The organism is Rhodococcus shunpengi (genome assembly GCF_048381395.1).
In the GTDB taxonomy this organism is placed as follows: Bacteria; Actinomycetota; Actinomycetes; order Mycobacteriales; family Mycobacteriaceae; genus Rhodococcus.
Genome location: NZ_JBLWIU010000024.1, coordinates 183562 through 199651, shown reverse-complemented (window position 1 = coordinate 199651; position 16090 = coordinate 183562). Strand labels below are relative to the sequence as shown.

17 protein-coding genes are annotated in these 16090 nt (G+C 69.2%); 8 read left to right on the top strand and 9 right to left on the bottom strand.

Annotated features, from left to right (window positions below; translation table 11 throughout):
* Positions 1 to 88: 88 nt before the first annotated feature.
* From ACNJ7K_RS13205 to ACNJ7K_RS13190, 4 genes are read right to left on the bottom strand one after another with little or no spacing between them, the layout of a single operon-like run.
* A complete protein-coding gene (locus ACNJ7K_RS13205; RefSeq protein WP_487041793.1) occupies positions 89 to 790 on the bottom strand; it encodes a response regulator transcription factor in 702 nt (233 codons plus the stop codon).
* Positions 791 to 800: 10 nt separating this feature from the next.
* On the bottom strand, positions 801 to 1967 hold the full coding sequence (locus ACNJ7K_RS13200; RefSeq protein ID WP_487041792.1) for a sensor histidine kinase: 1167 nt from the start codon (positions 1965 to 1967) through the stop codon (positions 801 to 803).
* Positions 1968 to 1978: 11 nt separating this feature from the next.
* Positions 1979 to 2491 carry a 5-(carboxyamino)imidazole ribonucleotide mutase gene (gene purE / locus ACNJ7K_RS13195; protein WP_487041791.1) on the bottom strand — a complete coding sequence of 171 codons (513 nt, stop codon included), beginning with the start codon at positions 2489 to 2491 and terminating at the stop codon, positions 1979 to 1981.
* Complete coding sequence (locus tag ACNJ7K_RS13190; RefSeq protein WP_159417873.1) at positions 2484 to 3758, bottom strand: 5-(carboxyamino)imidazole ribonucleotide synthase; 1275 nt, start codon at positions 3756 to 3758, stop codon at positions 2484 to 2486. Before ACNJ7K_RS13190 ends, purE begins: the two co-directional genes overlap by 8 nt.
* Positions 3759 to 3914: 156 nt before the next feature.
* On the opposite strand from ACNJ7K_RS13190, the gene ACNJ7K_RS13185 reads away from it, so the two are divergent.
* Positions 3915 to 4448, top strand: a complete 534-nt coding sequence (locus ACNJ7K_RS13185; RefSeq protein WP_024101520.1) for a GtrA family protein — start codon at positions 3915 to 3917, stop codon at positions 4446 to 4448.
* A gap of 12 nt (positions 4449 to 4460) precedes the next feature.
* Here ACNJ7K_RS13185 and ACNJ7K_RS13180 read toward each other — a convergent pair whose 3' ends face one another.
* From ACNJ7K_RS13180 to ACNJ7K_RS13165, 4 genes are all read right to left on the bottom strand, one after another.
* Positions 4461 to 5768, bottom strand: coding sequence for a sensor histidine kinase (locus ACNJ7K_RS13180; RefSeq protein WP_268654064.1), 1308 nt, complete (start codon positions 5766 to 5768; stop codon positions 4461 to 4463).
* Positions 5769 to 5778: 10 nt separating this feature from the next.
* Positions 5779 to 6462 carry a response regulator transcription factor gene (locus tag ACNJ7K_RS13175; RefSeq protein WP_024101522.1) on the bottom strand — a complete coding sequence of 228 codons (684 nt, stop codon included), beginning with the start codon at positions 6460 to 6462 and terminating at the stop codon, positions 5779 to 5781.
* A gap of 75 nt (positions 6463 to 6537) precedes the next feature.
* Positions 6538 to 7101 (bottom strand): PH domain-containing protein, encoded by a 564-nt coding sequence (locus ACNJ7K_RS13170; protein ID WP_268654065.1) that lies wholly within the window; start codon positions 7099 to 7101, stop codon positions 6538 to 6540.
* A 55-nt stretch (positions 7102 to 7156) separates the two neighbouring features.
* Positions 7157 to 8002 (bottom strand): biotin--[acetyl-CoA-carboxylase] ligase, encoded by an 846-nt coding sequence (locus ACNJ7K_RS13165; RefSeq protein ID WP_120279876.1) that lies wholly within the window; start codon positions 8000 to 8002, stop codon positions 7157 to 7159.
* A 116-nt stretch (positions 8003 to 8118) separates the two neighbouring features.
* Here ACNJ7K_RS13165 and ACNJ7K_RS13160 point away from each other — a divergent pair, with 116 nt between their 5' ends.
* From ACNJ7K_RS13160 to ACNJ7K_RS13150, 3 genes are all read left to right on the top strand, one after another.
* On the top strand, positions 8119 to 9759 hold the full coding sequence (locus ACNJ7K_RS13160; protein WP_019288520.1) for an acyl-CoA carboxylase subunit beta: 1641 nt from the start codon (positions 8119 to 8121) through the stop codon (positions 9757 to 9759).
* Positions 9760 to 9915: 156 nt separating this feature from the next.
* On the top strand, positions 9916 to 10242 hold the full coding sequence (locus ACNJ7K_RS13155) for an acyl-CoA carboxylase subunit epsilon (RefSeq protein ID WP_016696115.1): 327 nt from the start codon (positions 9916 to 9918) through the stop codon (positions 10240 to 10242).
* A 1-nt stretch (position 10243) separates the two neighbouring features.
* Positions 10244 to 10906 (top strand): Maf family protein, encoded by a 663-nt coding sequence (locus ACNJ7K_RS13150; protein ID WP_039584823.1) that lies wholly within the window; start codon positions 10244 to 10246, stop codon positions 10904 to 10906.
* Between the two features lie 13 nt (positions 10907 to 10919).
* Here the strand turns inward: ACNJ7K_RS13150 and ACNJ7K_RS13145 are convergent, their stop codons facing one another.
* Positions 10920 to 11336: a group III truncated hemoglobin gene (locus ACNJ7K_RS13145; protein ID WP_120279879.1), complete on the bottom strand. Its 417-nt coding sequence runs from the start codon at positions 11334 to 11336 to the stop codon at positions 10920 to 10922.
* A gap of 62 nt (positions 11337 to 11398) precedes the next feature.
* Here ACNJ7K_RS13145 and ACNJ7K_RS13140 point away from each other — a divergent pair, with 62 nt between their 5' ends.
* The 4 genes from ACNJ7K_RS13140 (at position 11399) to ACNJ7K_RS13125 (ending at position 16081) form a co-directional block, all read left to right on the top strand.
* The gene (locus ACNJ7K_RS13140) at positions 11399 to 12292 is read left to right on the top strand and encodes a sulfurtransferase (RefSeq protein ID WP_487041790.1); all 894 of its coding nucleotides are present in this window, start codon (positions 11399 to 11401) and stop codon (positions 12290 to 12292) included.
* Positions 12289 to 12702, top strand: coding sequence for a SufE family protein (locus tag ACNJ7K_RS13135; protein WP_487041789.1), 414 nt, complete (start codon positions 12289 to 12291; stop codon positions 12700 to 12702). The genes ACNJ7K_RS13140 and ACNJ7K_RS13135 overlap by 4 nt, the downstream gene beginning before the upstream one ends.
* 7 nt (positions 12703 to 12709) lie before the next feature.
* The gene (locus tag ACNJ7K_RS13130; protein ID WP_120279881.1) at positions 12710 to 14170 is read left to right on the top strand and encodes a condensation domain-containing protein; all 1461 of its coding nucleotides are present in this window, start codon (positions 12710 to 12712) and stop codon (positions 14168 to 14170) included.
* A 120-nt stretch (positions 14171 to 14290) separates the two neighbouring features.
* Positions 14291 to 16081 carry an acetyl/propionyl/methylcrotonyl-CoA carboxylase subunit alpha gene (locus ACNJ7K_RS13125; RefSeq protein ID WP_268654071.1) on the top strand — a complete coding sequence of 597 codons (1791 nt, stop codon included), beginning with the start codon at positions 14291 to 14293 and terminating at the stop codon, positions 16079 to 16081.
* Positions 16082 to 16090 lie beyond the last annotated feature (9 nt).

Below are 16090 nucleotides of genomic sequence, written 5' to 3'. Positions count from 1 at the left end.
ACAAGAACATCGGAGAGCAGTGCGATCTTTCTCGCCACCCCCGTCCGACCCGGGTAGGACCCGCTCGGGGCGAGGTCCACCTGGAGTCCTACTCCCTCGCGCCGAGCAACTCGTCGGGCCTCACGAGTCCGGCTCGGAACGCGAACAGTACTGCTTGCACGCGATCTCGCGAACCGGTCTTCGCGAGGACCCGGCCCACATGAGTCTTCACCGTGGCAGCCGAGAGCACGAATCGTTCGGCGATCTCGCTGTTGGTCAGTCCGTGCGACATCGCGACGAGCACCTCGAGTTCACGGGGAGTGAGATCCGCCGGCACCTCCACCCGCCCGGACGGCGCTTCCCTGCCGTGGAGCAGGGGGGAGACATGTTGCAGCAGGCGACGTGTCGCGCGCGGCGCCATGACGGCGTCACCGCGGTACACGGTGCGGACCGCGGACAGCAGGTCCTCGGGAGGGGCGTCCTTGAGCAGAAACCCACTGGCACCGGCAGCGATGGCCTGCACCACGTACTCGTCGTTGTCGAAGGTGGTGAGCACCACGACCTTCGGTGCATCCGGATCACGAAGCAGGGTGCGAGTCGCCGAAATCCCGTCGAGGCGGGGCATCTGAACGTCCATGAGCACGACGTCCGCATGCACCCGCCCGAGTACCGCGATGGCAGCTTCCCCGTCGGATGCCTCGGTGACCACCTCGATGTCGGGCTGCGATTCGAGCACCATGCGGAAACCCGCTCGCACGAGTTGCTGGTCGTCGACGAGTGCGACGCGGATGGGAGCGGCGGATTCGGTCACGTCCGTCACCCTATGTGGGGAGTTCTGCGCAGACGCGATAGCCACCGCCCTGCCGGGGGCCGGCGTCGGCGCGGCCACCGTGCAGCCGAGCCCGTTCCTCGATGCCCGTCAGCCCCTGTCCGCCGGGTCGCGCCTCCACCAGTGCGGCGGCCCCACGGCCGTCGTCGACGATCTCCACGACGATGCGGTCGCTGTGCCACCGGAGTGTGACCTCGGCGTGCGCGCGAGGTCCGGCATGTTTGAGGACGTTCGTGAGGGACTCCTGCACGATCCGGTAGATCGACAGACCGAGCCCTTCAGGCACCGCACAGGGCTCGCCGGCGACCGACAGTGTCACCTCGAGTCCGCTCGCCCGGATCCCGTCGACGAGCACCGGCACGTCGTCGACGCCCGGAGTGGTGGTGAACTCACGTGGCGAATCCTCGCGCAGCACCGACAGCAGTGAGCGCATATCCGTGAGCGCGCGTCGACCGGTTTCGGAGATCGTACCGAGGACGTCGGCTGCGGTCTGCGGGTCCGCCGCGGCCGCGTATCGTCCGCCGTCGGCCTGCGCGATGATCGCGGTGAGGGAATGAGCGACGATGTCGTGCATCTCCCGGGCGATCCGGGTGCGTTCCTGCGTCGCTGCGAGTTCCGCTTCCTTGAGACGCTCGAGTTCGAGCAGCCGATTACGTTCGGTCAGGGCGTCCATCTCCCGCAGCCGCAATCCGCGCATCCGGCCGAACGCCCACACGCCGGCGACGAACATCGCGACAAGCACCGCCGAGGTCACCGTGGCGAACACCGTGCGACCCTCGTACTGGTCGAAGTACCGCGCACCTGCTGCGGCACCGCCGACGACTCCCAGCACCAGTCCGGCGTTCGCGGCCCAGCGCGGCGCGTAGGCGGCGAGCGCGTACACCGCCGCCGGGACCGCGAACGCCGCGACGGCATTCATCGCGGGAAGGACCACCAGATGCGTGTAGGCGGCCACGGCGACTGCCCCACCGGCGATGACGGGACGCGTGCGCCGCCATGCCAGTGGCACCGTCATGGCGAGCGCGATGGCCGTCCCCGGAAGGCCGTAGTCGTCGACGGTCCCGGTCAGCCCTACGAAGACGAGCAGACCGGCAAGCGTCGCATCGATCGCCCATATGTGGGCACGACTCCAGCGATGCCACCGCTCGACGAGAGGCATCTCGGGCTCCGTCAGCCGAGCAGTTTCTGCCGCAGCGCCTCGTCCTTCTCGAGCACCATCTGCTCGAGACCCGCCTGAAAGTTCTCCATCTGCTCGCGCAGCGCCGGATCGGAGGCACCGAGGATGCGCGCGGCGAGCAGACCCGCGTTGCGGGCGCCGCCGATCGAGACGGTGGCGACGGGGACGCCGGCGGGCATCTGCACGATCGACAGCAGAGAATCCATGCCGTCGAGGTACTTCAGCGGCACCGGGACACCGATGACCGGCAGCGGGGTCGCCGAGGCGACCATGCCGGGCAGGTGGGCGGCGCCCCCGGCGCCCGCGATGATGACCTTGATCCCGCGACCGGCGGCGTCCTTGGCGTAGTCGAGCATCCGCTGCGGCGTGCGGTGCGCCGAGACGACACCCACCTCGAAGCGGATCCCGAACTCGACCAGCGCCTCGGCCGCGGCCTGCATGGTCGGCCAGTCCGAGTCGCTGCCCATGATCAGGCCGACCTGTGCACCCTGTGCCACGTCACTCACCGCTTTCTCCCGTGTGTTCGTTCCAACCGTCGGTCCACACCGCGTGCGAGAGCCAGTGCGCCGCGCGTTCCGCGCGTTCGCGCACGGCGGCGACGTACTCGGGATCGTCGATCGATCCGGACGGCGCACCGAGCACGTTGACGTGGCCGATCTTGCGGTCCTTGCGCTCGCCCTTGCCGTAGAGGTGCACGTGCACGTCGGGCATCCGGGCGAACAGGTGGTGCAGCCGCTCGTCCATGCTCATCGCCGGTGCCTCGGGCGCGCCGAGCACGTTCGCCATCACCGTCACCGGCGCGATCGGGCTCGTATCGCCGAGCGGGTAGTCGAGCACGGCGCGCAGGTGCTGTTCGAACTGGCCGGTGCGGGCACCGTCCATACCCCAGTGACCGGAGTTGTGCGGACGCATCGCCAGTTCGTTGACGATCAGCTCACCGGAGCGCGTCTCGAACAGCTCGACCGCCATCACACCGACGACGCCGAGCTCTCCGGCGATGCGCAGCGCGAGCTGCTCGGCCGCGGTGGCGACGTCCTCGGGCAGGTTCGGGGCGGGCGCGATGACGACGGCGCACTGGCCGTCGCGCTGGACGGTCTCGACGACCGGCCACGACGCGCCCTGGCCGAACGGGGACCGCGCGACCATCGCCGACAGCTCGCGCGTCCACTCGACCTTCTCCTCCGCGAGGAGCGGGACACCGGCGGCGAGCTGATCGGCGACGACCCTTTCGAGTTCGGCGTGGTCGTCGAGGATCCACACGCCGCGGCCGTCGTAACCGCCGCGTGCAGCCTTGAGCACGTACGGATCGCCGAGCGCGTCGAGGGCGGCGCGGGCGTCCTCGACGGAGGTGATCTCCGCGAATTTCGGCATCGGTGCGCCGAGCTCACCGAGCCGCTTGCGCATCGCGATCTTGTCCTGGGCGTAGATCAGGGCCTGCGGGGGCGGCAGCACGGCGACGCCTTCGCGCTGCAGGACCTCGAGATGTTCGGTCGGAACACCCTCGTGGTCGAACGTGAGTGCGTGCGCACCGGTCGCGGCGCGACGGAGGGCGTCGAGGTCGTCGTGGCTGCCGAGCACCACGTTCGGGCTGACCTGCGCGGCGGGTTCGTCGGCGCTCCCGGCGAGGACGCGGAGTGTCTGACCGAGCGCGATCGCCGCCTGATGGGTCATCCGCGCGAGCTGTCCACCACCGATCATCGTGACGACCGGCATGCCCGTCGTCAGAGTGCGGGGCGTGTCGGATCTGGGGGACGATTCAGGTCTGCCTGTCACGGCTGTCCATGGTGTCACAGCATGTCGTGACGTCGTTCCGCTGCTCCCCCGCCGAGCGTCGAGGGACCTCTCACCGACCCGCGCGGCGGTGTGGGGATGCCGACATGTGTGGTCGGGTTTCGGAAATTCACCTCTTCGTTTCGTACACTTCTCCAAGTGACAATCGTCGATGAAGCGTTGAGCAGAGTTCCCCAGCCTTTCCGGGGGCTGTTGCTCCGGCATCGCGAATTGATCAAATTCGCCATCGTCGGCGGCACCACCTTCGTGATCGACTCGGCGATCTTCTACACGCTCAAGCTCACAGTTCTGTCCGAGAAGCCGGTAACCGCCAAGATCATCGCCGGTGTCGTCGCGGTGATCTGCTCGTACATCCTCAACCGCGAATGGTCCTTCCGTAATCGCGGCGGTCGCGAGCGCGCCCACGAGGCGTTCCTGTTCTTCTTCGTCAGCGGTATCGGCGTCGTGCTCTCGTTCATCCCGTTGTGGATCTCGAGTTACGTCTTCGACCTGCGCGTACCCGAGGTGAGCCTCGCGACGGAGAACATCGCCGACTTCGTCAGCGCGTACATCATCGGCAACCTGCTGCAGATGATCTTCCGCTTCTACTGCTTCAAGAAGTTCGTCTTCCCGGAGGAGATGGTCCCGGACGCTCCCCTGGGCGAGCCCAGCGAGCAGCTCGACCGGTCCTGACGGGAAGAAGGTCTAGCGAGGTTCGCGCGTGCCGGTCGGCATGTAGGCGTCCCGATCGCGGGGCGCGCCGAGGAACAGCGCGAACAGTGCCGGCCGGCGCCGCTGCAGTTCGAGGCGACCGCCGTCCGCCTCCGCGAGAGCGCGCGCGAGCGCCAGTCCCACCCCGGTCGACCCGCCGCCGGAGAAGCCGCGGTCGAAGACGTACGGCGCGACCTCGTCGCCTACGCCCTCCCCCTCGTCGGCCACCTCGACGCACACGGTGACGTCGCCGCGGGTCGCGACCTGCCGCACCGAGACAGTGCACGTGCCGCCTCCGTGCACGAGCGCGTTGTCGACCAGCACCGCCACCGCCTCACGCAACCGCGAACCGGTCACCGCCGCCCGCAACGACGGATCGCCGCGCAACACCAGTTCCCGTCCCGCCTCCTCGTAGGGGCCGCGCCAGTCGGCGACGACACCGGTGAGTTCGCCGACCACCGAGACGTCGGTGCGCTGGTCGGCACTGCTGTCGCGGGACTGGCGCACGAGACCGTCGATCGCGGTGGTCAGCCGGTCCACCTGCGCCATGGCCGCCTCGGCCTCCTCCACCACAGCAGGATCGTCGTGGGTGGACAGCTCGTCGAGCCGCAGCCGGATCGCGGTCATACGGGAGCGGAGTTGGTGCGAGACGTCGCCGACGAGCGCGTGCTCGCGCTGCAGGCGGTGCGAGATCTCGACGGCGGCCGAATCCAGTACGTCGGAGACGCGATCGAGTTCGGGGATACCGTGCCGGCGGGCCACCGGGCGGAAGTCGCCCTCGGCGAGACGGGCCGCCCGGTTCGCCACGTCGCGCAGCGGGTCGGCGAGTCGTCGAGCGGTCGCCACCGCGACCAGCGCCCCGGCCGCGACGGACAGCAGCACCAGCAGGCTCACCGCGGCGAGCACCTGCTGCTGCAGCGTCCGCATGCTCTCCGAGGGCACCTCGATGAGCAGCGAGCCGGACGTCCCCATCGACAGCGACTCGACGATCGACGCCCCGAGCACCGGCGTGCCGATGTCCAGCCGCGCCGCGACGTTCTCGGGTGTCGGGTAGACCACGACGGCCCGCCCGTCGGTGGGGACGAGCAGGCGCAGGGAACTCGTGTCGAGACCACCGACGACGAATCCGTCGGTGCCCTCCTGGGCGATGATCTCGTCGGCCATGCGCTCGAGCCGGTTCTGCAGGTCGCGGCGGGCGGTGTCCTCGACGAACAGGAACGCCGTGTAGGCCAGCGGAATGCCGAGCAACAGCGCGACGAGCAGCACGGTCGCCAGGACGGCGTTGAGGATGCGGCTGCGCACGCCGGAGACGCTAGTCGGTGTTCAGCCGGAAACCGACACCGCGCACCGTGGCGATGCGACGTTCCCCTGCCGGTCCCTCGTCGCCGATCTTGCGGCGCAGCCACGACATGTGCATGTCGAGCGTCTTCGAACCACGCAGGTCGGCGTCGCCCCACACCTCCTCGAGGATCGCGTCGCGGGAGACGACCTGCCCCGCGTGCTCGAGCAGCACGCGCAGGAGTTCGTACTCCTTGTTGGCGAGCGTCACCTCGGAGCCGTCCACGAGGACACGGCGCGCGGCGCGTTCGAGCCGGATCCCGGCGACGTCCACGATGTCGTCGTTCTCCGGGCCGCCGCGCCTGCGCAACAGCGCGCGCACGCGCGCCATGAGCTCGGCGAGACGGAACGGTTTGCCGACGTAGTCGTCGGCGCCGGCATCGAGACCGACGACGAAGTCGACCTCGTCGGTGCGGGCGGTGAGCATGAGCACGGCCAGATCGGAGCGGCTCGCCCGGATCTGGCGACACACCTCGAGTCCGTCCATCCCGGGTAGACCCAGGTCGAGGATGAGCAGTTCGAACCTGCCCGACAGTGCCTGTTCGAGCGCGGCCGGACCGTTGTCCTCGACGGTCACGTCGTACCCTTCGCGTCCCAGCGCGCGGGACAGCGGTGCAGCGATTGCGTCGTCGTCTTCGGCGAGTAGAACGGCAGTCACCACGCCAGCCTACGGATCGGGGTTCGCTTTGTCGGGATTACCGGCGGGTCGAGTCGGCACACCTGCGACTCGCGGTCACCACGCCTTGCGGTGCTCGTGCTCGTCGCGCCGGTAGCGGGTGGTGTGACGGTCGTCGGGGCGCTGGTCCTGCGCGTCGAAGACCTGCCGGTAGAGCAGGGCGTGTACCTGCTGGACGTCGGGGATGTCGTCGAACTCGATGGGATCGTCGGCGGCGGAGACCACGACGAGCGTGCCGGTCCGGAGCATCCGGTCGACGAGGCCGTGCCGGAACTGGACGTTGCTGATCCGGCCCATCGGGATGTCGATACCCGTGTGGGTGAGCACACCGGTACGGACGAGGACGCGCCGGTCGGTGACGAGGAAGTGCGTGGTGAGCCACCCGACGAAGGGAGGGACGCACCGCCAGCCGACGAGGCCGATCCACGCCGCCGCCACGGCGAGGCCGCACCAGTTCGCGGCGGCACCGTCGAACCGTGCCTGGACGAGTCCCAGCAGGAAACCGGCGACCATCGTCGACACGAGGAAGGTGGCCGTCGGCAGCACGAGAGACTTCCAGTGCGGATGCCGATGCAGCAGCAACTCTTCCTCGGGTGCGAGGGCGTCCTCCGGGTATCCCATACCGCCCACGATGGCATATGTCGGTCTTGTACCGATGCGAGCGGTCGCAGGGTGCTCAGACCGGTCGCAGATGTGTGATGTCGCCCGCAGCGACCGCCACGGACTCTCCCCCGCCGTCGGGGCGGATCACGATCCGCCCCTGGTCGTCGACGTCGGTCGCGATGCCGTGCAGTTCGGTGTCGCCGGGCAGGATCGCACGGACGCGCTGCCCGACCGTGCTGCACCGTTCGCGGTAGGCCGCGGCGAGTTCGGTGGTATCCCATCCCGCGCGGGCCCACGCCCGGATCCGCTCGCCGAAGCCGGCGAGCAACGCTTGCGCGAGCGGCGTGCGATCGAGTTCGGTGGCGTCCTCGAGCAGCAGCGAGGTGGCGGTGGGGACGGGCAGTTCGTCGCGTCCGAGGGTGGCGTTGATTCCGATCCCCGCGACGACCGTGGGCACCGGCGAAGTGGCCGCGACCTCCACGAGGATCCCGGCGAGCTTGCGCCCGTCGACGAGGACGTCGTTGGGCCACTTCAGTTGTGCCGCAACGCCGGTCACGGATCGCACGGCGTCGACGGAGGCGATGCCGCACAGCAGCGGGAGCCAGCCGATGTTCTGCAGCGGGCACTCGGGCAGCCGCAGCAGGACCGACACGATGACCTGCGCGCCGGGCACACCGTTCCAGGTGCGCGAGTGGCGGCCGCGACCACCGTGCTGGAACTCGGCGAGCAGCACGCGACGGTCGTCGCCGGTCGCGGCGACGGCGAGCAGATCCGCGTTCGTCGAGGCCGTGTCGGCGACGACGTCGAGACGTGTGTAGAAACCTTCGCGCTCGACGCCGACGAGGGCATCGCGCAACGCCGCCTCGTCGAGCGGTGTGCGGAGGGCGAGGAGATCGGTCGTGGGCCGGTCGGATGCCATGTACACAGCCTAAAGTGGGCCTTCGCTACCTACCCGCCGGTAGGTCCGGAGCGGTGGTCCGGCCTTCGGGACCTCGATGCAGCGGCCTTGTATGACGATCGCTAAGCTGACTGGCCATGACCACTGTCCAGGAGCCGTCCGCGCCCGAGGCGGCGAGTACGCCCGATATCCACACCACCGCCGGCAAGCTGGCCGACCTGCGCAACCGTCAAGCACAGGCCAAGGTCCCGGTCGGTGAGGCCGCAGTCGAGAAGGTTCACGCCAAGGGCAAGCTGACCGCTCGCGAGCGCATCCAGGCGCTCCTCGACGAAGGATCGTTCGTCGAGCTCGACGCCCTCGCTCGCCACCGCAGCACCAACTTCGGCCTGGCCGACAACCGTCCGCTCGGCGACGGTGTCGTCACCGGCTACGGCACGATCGACGGCCGCGACGTCTGCGTCTTCTCGCAGGACGCCACCGTCTTCGGCGGCAGCCTCGGCGAGGTCTACGGCGAGAAGATCGTCAAGGTCATGGACCTGGCCCTCAAGACCGGCCGTCCGCTGATCGGCATCAACGAGGGCGCCGGCGCGCGCATCCAGGAGGGTGTCGTCTCCCTCGGCCTCTACGGTGAGATCTTCCACCGCAACGTGCAGGCCTCCGGTGTCATCCCGCAGATCTCGCTGATCATGGGCCCCGCGGCCGGTGGTCACGTCTACTCCCCCGCTCTCACCGACTTCGTCGTGATGGTCGACCAGACCAGCCAGATGTTCGTCACCGGCCCCGACGTCATCAAGACCGTCACCGGCGAGGACGTCACGATGGAGGACCTCGGCGGCGCCCACACCCACATGGTCAAGTCGGGTGTCGCGCACTACGTCGCCGACGGCGAGCAGGACGCCCTGGACTACGTCAAGGATCTGCTGTCCTACCTGCCGAGCAACAACCAGGCCGCTGCACCGCGCCTCGCGCCGAGCGACCCGATCGAGGGTGCGATCGAGGACTCCCTCACCGCCGAGGACATCGAACTCGACACGCTCATCCCGGATTCGCCGAACCAGCCGTACGACATGCACGAGGTCATCCGTCGCCTGCTCGACGACGACGAGTTCCTCGAGGTCCAGGCCGAGCGCGCCAAGAACATCATCGTCGGCTTCGGTCGCGTCGACGGCCGCAGCGTCGGCATCGTCGCCAACCAGCCCACGCAGTTCGCCGGCTGCCTCGACATCGACGCGTCCGAGAAGGCCGCGCGTTTCGTCCGCACCTGCGACGCGTTCAACGTGCCGATCATCACGCTCGTCGACGTTCCCGGCTTCCTGCCCGGCACGGAGCAGGAGTACAACGGCATCATCCGTCGCGGTGCCAAGCTGCTCTACGCCTACGGCGAGGCGACCGTCGGCAAGATCACGGTCATCACCCGCAAGGCCTACGGCGGCGCGTACGACGTCATGGGTTCCAAGCACATGGGTGCCGACGTCAACCTCGCGTGGCCGACCGCGCAGATCGCCGTCATGGGTGCCTCCGGCGCCGTCGGCTTCGTCTACCGCAAGCGCCTGCTCGAGGCCGCCAAGAACGGTCAGGACGTCGACGCGCTGCGCCTCGAGCTGCAGAACGAGTACGAGGACACCCTGGTGAACCCGTACGTCGCCGCCGAGCGCGGTTACGTCGACGCGGTGATCCCGCCGTCGCACACGCGCGGTCAGATCGTCTCCGCGCTGCGCCTGCTCGAGCGGAAGATGGTTTCGCTCCCGCCGAAGAAGCATGGAAACATTCCGCTGTGACGCTCAGCGGCAGGACCGGGCGCAGCCCGGTCCTGCCGCGACCGTACGGCGTAGCACGTCGCCGACGACGTGCGATGAACCCGAGAGAGGGATCGACATGACAGCGACCCGGTGGGCATCCGATGCCCGTGTGGACGCGTACCCGGGGGGTGCCCTGTGACAGCGACGGCAGAGGACAAGATCATCACCGAGTTCGAGGTCGAAGAGCAGTCGCCCGCGGTCGAGGCCACGGCCGCCGACGACGCGACCGAAGCCGCCCAGGAGAGCACCGCGGTCGCCGAGACCGCGGCCGCCATCCGCATCGTCAAGGGCAACCCCGCCGACGAGGAGATCGCGGCTCTCGTCGCCGTGCTCGCCGCTGCCGCTGCGTCGGCAGGCGACGAGGTGGTCGACACCCGGCCGCCCGAGACCTGGGGCGATCCGACGCGGATGCACCGGCAGTGGGCGCCGTTCTCGCCGTATTCGTACCCGAACCGCGGCTGACATGCCCCGGCTCGTTCTGGCCTCGGCTTCACCCGCCCGCCTCGCGGTTCTCCACGCGGCGGGCGTGAAGCCGTTGGTGCAGGTGTCGGAGGTCGACGAGGACGCACTCATCGCGTCCCTCGGCCCCGGCACGCCACCGGCGCAGGTCGTCACCGAGCTGGCCCGCGCCAAGGCCACCGACATCCTGCCCGTCCTGCGCGAGCAGAAGCTGCGCGACGCCGTCGTCATCGGCTGCGACTCGATGCTGCTGATCGACGGCGCTCTGCAGGGCAAGCCCGGCACCGTCGAGGCGGCCCGCGAGCGCTGGCGGACGATGGCCGGCCGCAGCGGCGAGCTGCTCACGGGTCACGCCGTGCTCCGTATCCGCGACGACGAGGTCGTCGCGGAGGCCGCCGACCACAGCGGCACCGTGGTGCACTTCGGCACCCCCACGGACGAGGAACTCGAGGCCTATCTCGACAGCGGCGAGCCGCTCGAGGTGGCCGGGGCCTTCACGCTCGACGGTCACGGGGGCTGGTTCGTCGAGCGCATCGAGGGCGATCCGTCGTCGGTGATCGGCATCGGGCTCCCGCTGGTGCGTCGCCTCCTCGCCGAGGTCGGCATCTCCGTCGCACGTCTGTGGGCCGAGAACGCCGCGATCCCCGTCGAGGCGCTCGAGAACTGAGCCGTACCGGGCACTATCGGGTCGTGCCGCCGTACAGGGTCTTCTGCAACGAGCCCACCATCGCCTCGGCCTTGGTCTTCGCACGCTCGGCATCCACGCCGTGGAACATCTCGTCCACGGTCCCGCACCACAACTGCAACCACCGCTCGAACCGGGCGGGGGTCAGTCCGTGGTGTCCGTGCAGCGCCCGGTGCACCGGTACGAACGCTCCGCGATAGCGGGTCGTGCGGAAGAGGATCTGCTCCCAGAAGTCGCCGACGACCACCAGATGATCGTCGAGTCCGACCACGGCGAGGACGTCGAAGGCCGGCGCGAGCACGGGATCGTCGAGGGCCCGTTCGTAGAACCGCCGGACCAGCAGGTCGATATGCTCCCGCGATGCGAGCTCGACCGGGGCCGGCCGGTCGCCGGGGGTGTCACTGCGGGTCACGTCCCGTCACGGTACCGCCTAGAATCGACGGCGCACCTGCCACCACAGCCTCAGGAGCCCATGTGCCCGTCGCACCCGATAGCAACCCTTCGTTCGCGGTATACGCCGATCCCAACCGTCTCGTGTCGACGGAGTGGTTGTCGGCTCATCTCGGCCATCCCGAAGTGAAGGTCGTAGAGTCCGACGAGGACGTCCTGCTCTACGACGTGGGGCACATCCCCGGTGCGGTGAAGATCGACTGGCATCTCGATCTCAACGACCCCGTCACCCGCGACTACATCGATGGCGAGCAGTTCGCCGCGCTCATGGATCGCAAGGGCATCCGCCGCACCGACACCGTGATCATCTACGGCGACAAGTCCAACTGGTGGGCCGCCTACGCGCTGTGGGTCTTCACCCTCTTCGGCCACGAGGACGTCCGCCTGCTCGACGGTGGCCGCGACGCGTGGATCTCCGAGAACCGCGACACCACCCTCGACATCCCCGTCGCCACGACGAGCGGTTACCCGGTCGTCGAGCGCAACGACGCGCTGATCCGCGCGTTCAAGGACGACGTCCTCACGCACCTGGGCAAGGGCCCGCTGGTCGACGTGCGGTCGCCGCAGGAATACACCGGCGAGCGCACCCACATGCCCGACTACCCGGAGGAAGGCGCCTTGCGCGGTGGCCACATCCCCACCGCGGTGTCGATCCCGTGGGCGAAGGCAGCGGCGCCGGACGGCCGGTTCCGTGCGCGGCCCGAGCTCGAGGAGATCTACGGCGACATCGACCAGGACGCCGACGTGATCGCCTACTGCCGGATCGGCGAGCGCTCGAGTCACACCTGGTTCGTCCTCACCTACCTGCTCGGATACTCGAACGTGCGCAACTACGACGGTTCGTGGACCGAGTGGGGCAACGCCGTCCGCGTGCCCATCGTCAAGGGCGACGAGCCCGGAGAAGTGCCGGCCGCATGAGCATTCCCGCCCCGCTCGCCGAGATCGTCGACGACTTCGCCGCCGTCGAGGGTCAGGACAAGCTGCAGTTGCTGCTGGAGTTCAGCCGCGAGCTCCCGCCCCTTCCCGCGGAGCTGGAGGAGGCGGCGATGGAACCGGTGCCCGAGTGCCAGTCGCCACTGTTCCTGTCCATCGACGCCTCCGACCGGTCGCGGGTGAAGCTCCACTTCAGCGCACCCGCCGAAGCGCCGACCACCCGCGGATTCGCATCGATCCTGCAGCAGGGACTCGACGGTCTCAGCGCACAGGAGATCCTCGACGTGCCCGACGACTTCTATGCCTCGCTCGGTCTCGCCGAGGCGGTCAGCCCGCTGCGGCTGCGAGGGATGAGCGCGATGCTCACGCGCATCAAGCGGCATCTCCGAGCCTGACGCGGTCATGGAGTTCACCGAGCTCGCCGACTACCGGATCCCCCCGGGCGTTCTCACCGAATGGCTGCCGTGTGCGGCCGAGGACGACTGGCGCGAGGACCCTCGCCCCGCCTCGTACATCCACGAGGCGCATCTGCGGCGTACCTCGGGGGTCCGGTACGGCGGGGGCCGCGACTCCTGGCTCGGCACGGCCTTCGAGGTCCCCGGGCCGCTCGACACCGAGCGGTTCCGGCGGGCCCTGCAGCGCTGGATCGACCGGCACGAACCGCTGCGCAGCCACGCGCACCTCGACGAGGAGCAGAGCGGCGGCGGTCTGGTGCGGCGCACCGCTCCCCCGGGCCGGGTGTCGGTGCGGCCCATCCGGCACGATCCCGCCGATCCCGACACCATCCACGAGCACCTGCTCGGCCTGTTCGACGACTACACGACCCCGCACCTGTGGCCGTCCTACGTCTTCGCGACGCTCGAGCGGACACCGGACGGGAATCCCGACGATGCAGAAGGCGTGAAGGACACCGACGAGCGGTTCACGGTCTTCTTCGGCGCCGACCACTCCATCATCGACGGCTACTCGGTGGTGCTCGTGGCGCACGAGATCTCGGCGCTCTACGAGGAGGAGCGCACCGGTCGCGCCGCCGACCTGTTCCCGGTGGGCAGCTACATCGACTTCGGCGCCGCCGAACGCGACGAGTCCGCACATCTCGACGACGACGACGAGGCCGTGCAGATCTGGCGGCGGACCCTCACCGAATGCGGCGGCGAACCGCCCGCCTTCCCCCTCCCGATCGGGGCGCGACCCGCGCACGCCACACCCCAGCAACGACTGTCGGAGCGCTGGTTCGACGACGACGAGGCGAGCGCCTTCTCCGCATGCTGCCGACGCGCCGGGACGGGATTCTTCGCCGGCGTGCTGGCGTGCTTCGGTCGGGCGACGGCCGAACTCACCGGCGCGGATCGCTTCCGGACCGTCGCGCCCGCGCACACCCGCGCCGGGCCGATCTGGGCGGGTTCGCTCGGATGGTTCGTCGGCCTGCGTCCGATCGACCTGAAGCTCACGGACACAGCCGATTTCGAGACCCTGGCGATGCGGGCCGGCGACGAACTGCACCGCACCCGCGCGAGCGCACGAGTGCCGTTCGTGCGGGTGGGCGAACTCCTCGGCGTGCCCATCCGTCCACGTTTCGTCGTCTCGTACATGGACGTGCGGTTCGTGCCGATGGCCGCCCAGTGGCCCGAATGGAACGCTCAGGCGCTGCGCAGCCGCAGCTTCACCCACGACGTCTACGTCTGGATCAACCGCACGCCCGAGGGTGTGAACATGTCGGCGCGATTTCCCGACAATACGGTCGCGGGCGAGAACGTCCCGAGCCTTCTGACGCGTACCCGCGAACTGATGCACGAGGTCGCGGTGGGTGGACCGTGGATCGCACGGCCGGAAACGGCGGCAGTCCCACCTACCGGTGAGTAGCATTGTGCGCTCGAACGGCCGCCGTAATGTGTATGGGCATCCGGTTACATCGTCGATCCGAATGGCGCTTAGACTGCCCGTCGACGGAAATAACCTAACGATCGATCAACAGGAGGCTCCGTGCCCAGTCATGCCAGCGCGCAGATCACGAAGGTGCTCGTCGCGAACCGCGGCGAAATCGCTGTGCGGGTCATCCGAGCCGCCAAGGACGCGGGCTACGGCAGTGTCGCCGTCTACGCCGAACCGGACGCAGACGCACAGTTCGTGAAGCTCGCCGACGAGGCGTTCGCACTGGGCGGCACCACCTCGGCCGAGTCCTACCTGGTGTTCGACAAGATCCTCGACGCCGCGGCCAAGTCCGGCGCCGACGCCATCCACCCCGGCTACGGCTTCCTCTCCGAGAACGCCGACTTCGCCCAGGCCGTGATCGACGCCGGCCTCATCTGGATCGGCCCCTCGCCGCAGTCCATCCGCGACCTCGGCGACAAGGTCACCGCCCGCCACATCGCCGAGCGCGCCAAGGCTCCGATGGCCGCCGGCACCAAGGACCCGGTCAAGAACGCCGACGAGGTCGTCGAGTTCGCCGAGAAGTACGGCGTGCCGGTCGCGATCAAGGCCGCCTTCGGCGGTGGCGGACGCGGCATGAAGGTCGCGCAGACCATCGAGGAGATCCCCGAGCTGTTCGAGTCGGCCACCCGTGAGGCCGTCGCCGCCTTCGGTCGCGGTGAGTGCTTCGTCGAGCAGTACCTCGACAAGGCCCGCCACGTCGAGGCCCAGGTCATCGCCGACCAGCACGGCAACGTCATCGTCGCCGGCACCCGCGACTGCTCGCTGCAGCGCCGCTTCCAGAAGCTCGTCGAGGAGGCCCCCGCGCCGTTCCTGACCGACGAACAGCGCAAGCGCATCCACGACTCCGCCAAGGCCATCTGCCGCGAAGCCGGTTACTACGGCGCCGGCACGGTCGAGTACCTCGTGCAGGGCGACACCGTCTCCTTCCTCGAGGTCAACACCCGCCTGCAGGTCGAGCACCCGGTCACCGAGGAGACCGCCGGCATCGACCTCGTGCGTCAGCAGTTCCGCATCGCCAACGGCGAGAAGCTCGAGCTCACCGAGGACCCGACCCCGCGCGGCCACTCCTTCGAGTTCCGCATCAACGGTGAGGACGCCGGTCGCGGCTTCCTCCCCGCCCCCGGCCCGATCACCGTCTACAAGGAGCCCACGGGCCCCGGTGTGCGCGTCGACTCGGGTGTGGTCCAGGGTGACGTCATCGGCGGCCAGTTCGACTCGATGCTCGCCAAGCTGATCGTCACCGGTGAGACCCGCGAGCAGGCGCTGCAGCGTGCTGCCCGCGCGCTGGCCGAGTTCGAGGTCGAGGGCCTGGCCACGGTCATCCCGTTCCACCGCCACATCGTCGAGAACCCGGCCTTCGTGGGCGACGGCGAGAAGTTCGACGTCTACACCAAGTGGATCGAGAACGAGTGGGAGAACACCATCGAGCCGTACACCGGTGGCGCCCCGATCGAGGACGAGGACGAGGCCCTGCCGCGTCAGAACGTCGTCGTCGAGGTCGGCGGACGTCGCGTCGAGGTGTCGCTGCCCGGCCAGTTCTCGCTCGGCGGTAACGGCGGCGGTGCCGGTGCGCTCCGCAAGAAGCCCAAGCCCCGCAAGCGCGGTGGCGGCGGCGCGGGCAAGGCGTCGGGCGACGCGGTGACCGCACCCATGCAGGGCACGGTCGTCAAGGTCGCGGTCGCCGAGGGCCAGGAGGTTGCCGAGGGCGAGCTCATCGCCGTGCTCGAGGCCATGAAGATGGAGAACCCGGTCAACGCCCACAAGGCGGGCGTCGTCACCGGCCTGGCGGTCGAGCCGGGTGCCGCGGTCACCCAGGGCACCGTGCTCACCGAGATCAAGTAGGACGCCGCT

Coding starts and splice junctions, on each gene's coding strand:
- ACNJ7K_RS13200 (WP_487041792.1), bottom strand. CDS start 1,967: ATGCCTCTCGTCGAGCGGTGGCATCGCTGGAGTCGTGCCCACATATGG.
- ACNJ7K_RS13170 (WP_268654065.1), bottom strand. CDS start 7,101: ATGGGATACCCGGAGGACGCCCTCGCACCCGAGGAAGAGTTGCTGCTG.
- ACNJ7K_RS13165 (WP_120279876.1), bottom strand. CDS start 8,002: ATGGCATCCGACCGGCCCACGACCGATCTCCTCGCCCTCCGCACACCG.
- ACNJ7K_RS13160 (WP_019288520.1), top strand. CDS start 8,119: ATGACCACTGTCCAGGAGCCGTCCGCGCCCGAGGCGGCGAGTACGCCC.
- ACNJ7K_RS13150 (WP_039584823.1), top strand. CDS start 10,244: ATGCCCCGGCTCGTTCTGGCCTCGGCTTCACCCGCCCGCCTCGCGGTT.
- ACNJ7K_RS13135 (WP_487041789.1), top strand. CDS start 12,289: ATGAGCATTCCCGCCCCGCTCGCCGAGATCGTCGACGACTTCGCCGCC.
- ACNJ7K_RS13130 (WP_120279881.1), top strand. CDS start 12,710: ATGGAGTTCACCGAGCTCGCCGACTACCGGATCCCCCCGGGCGTTCTC.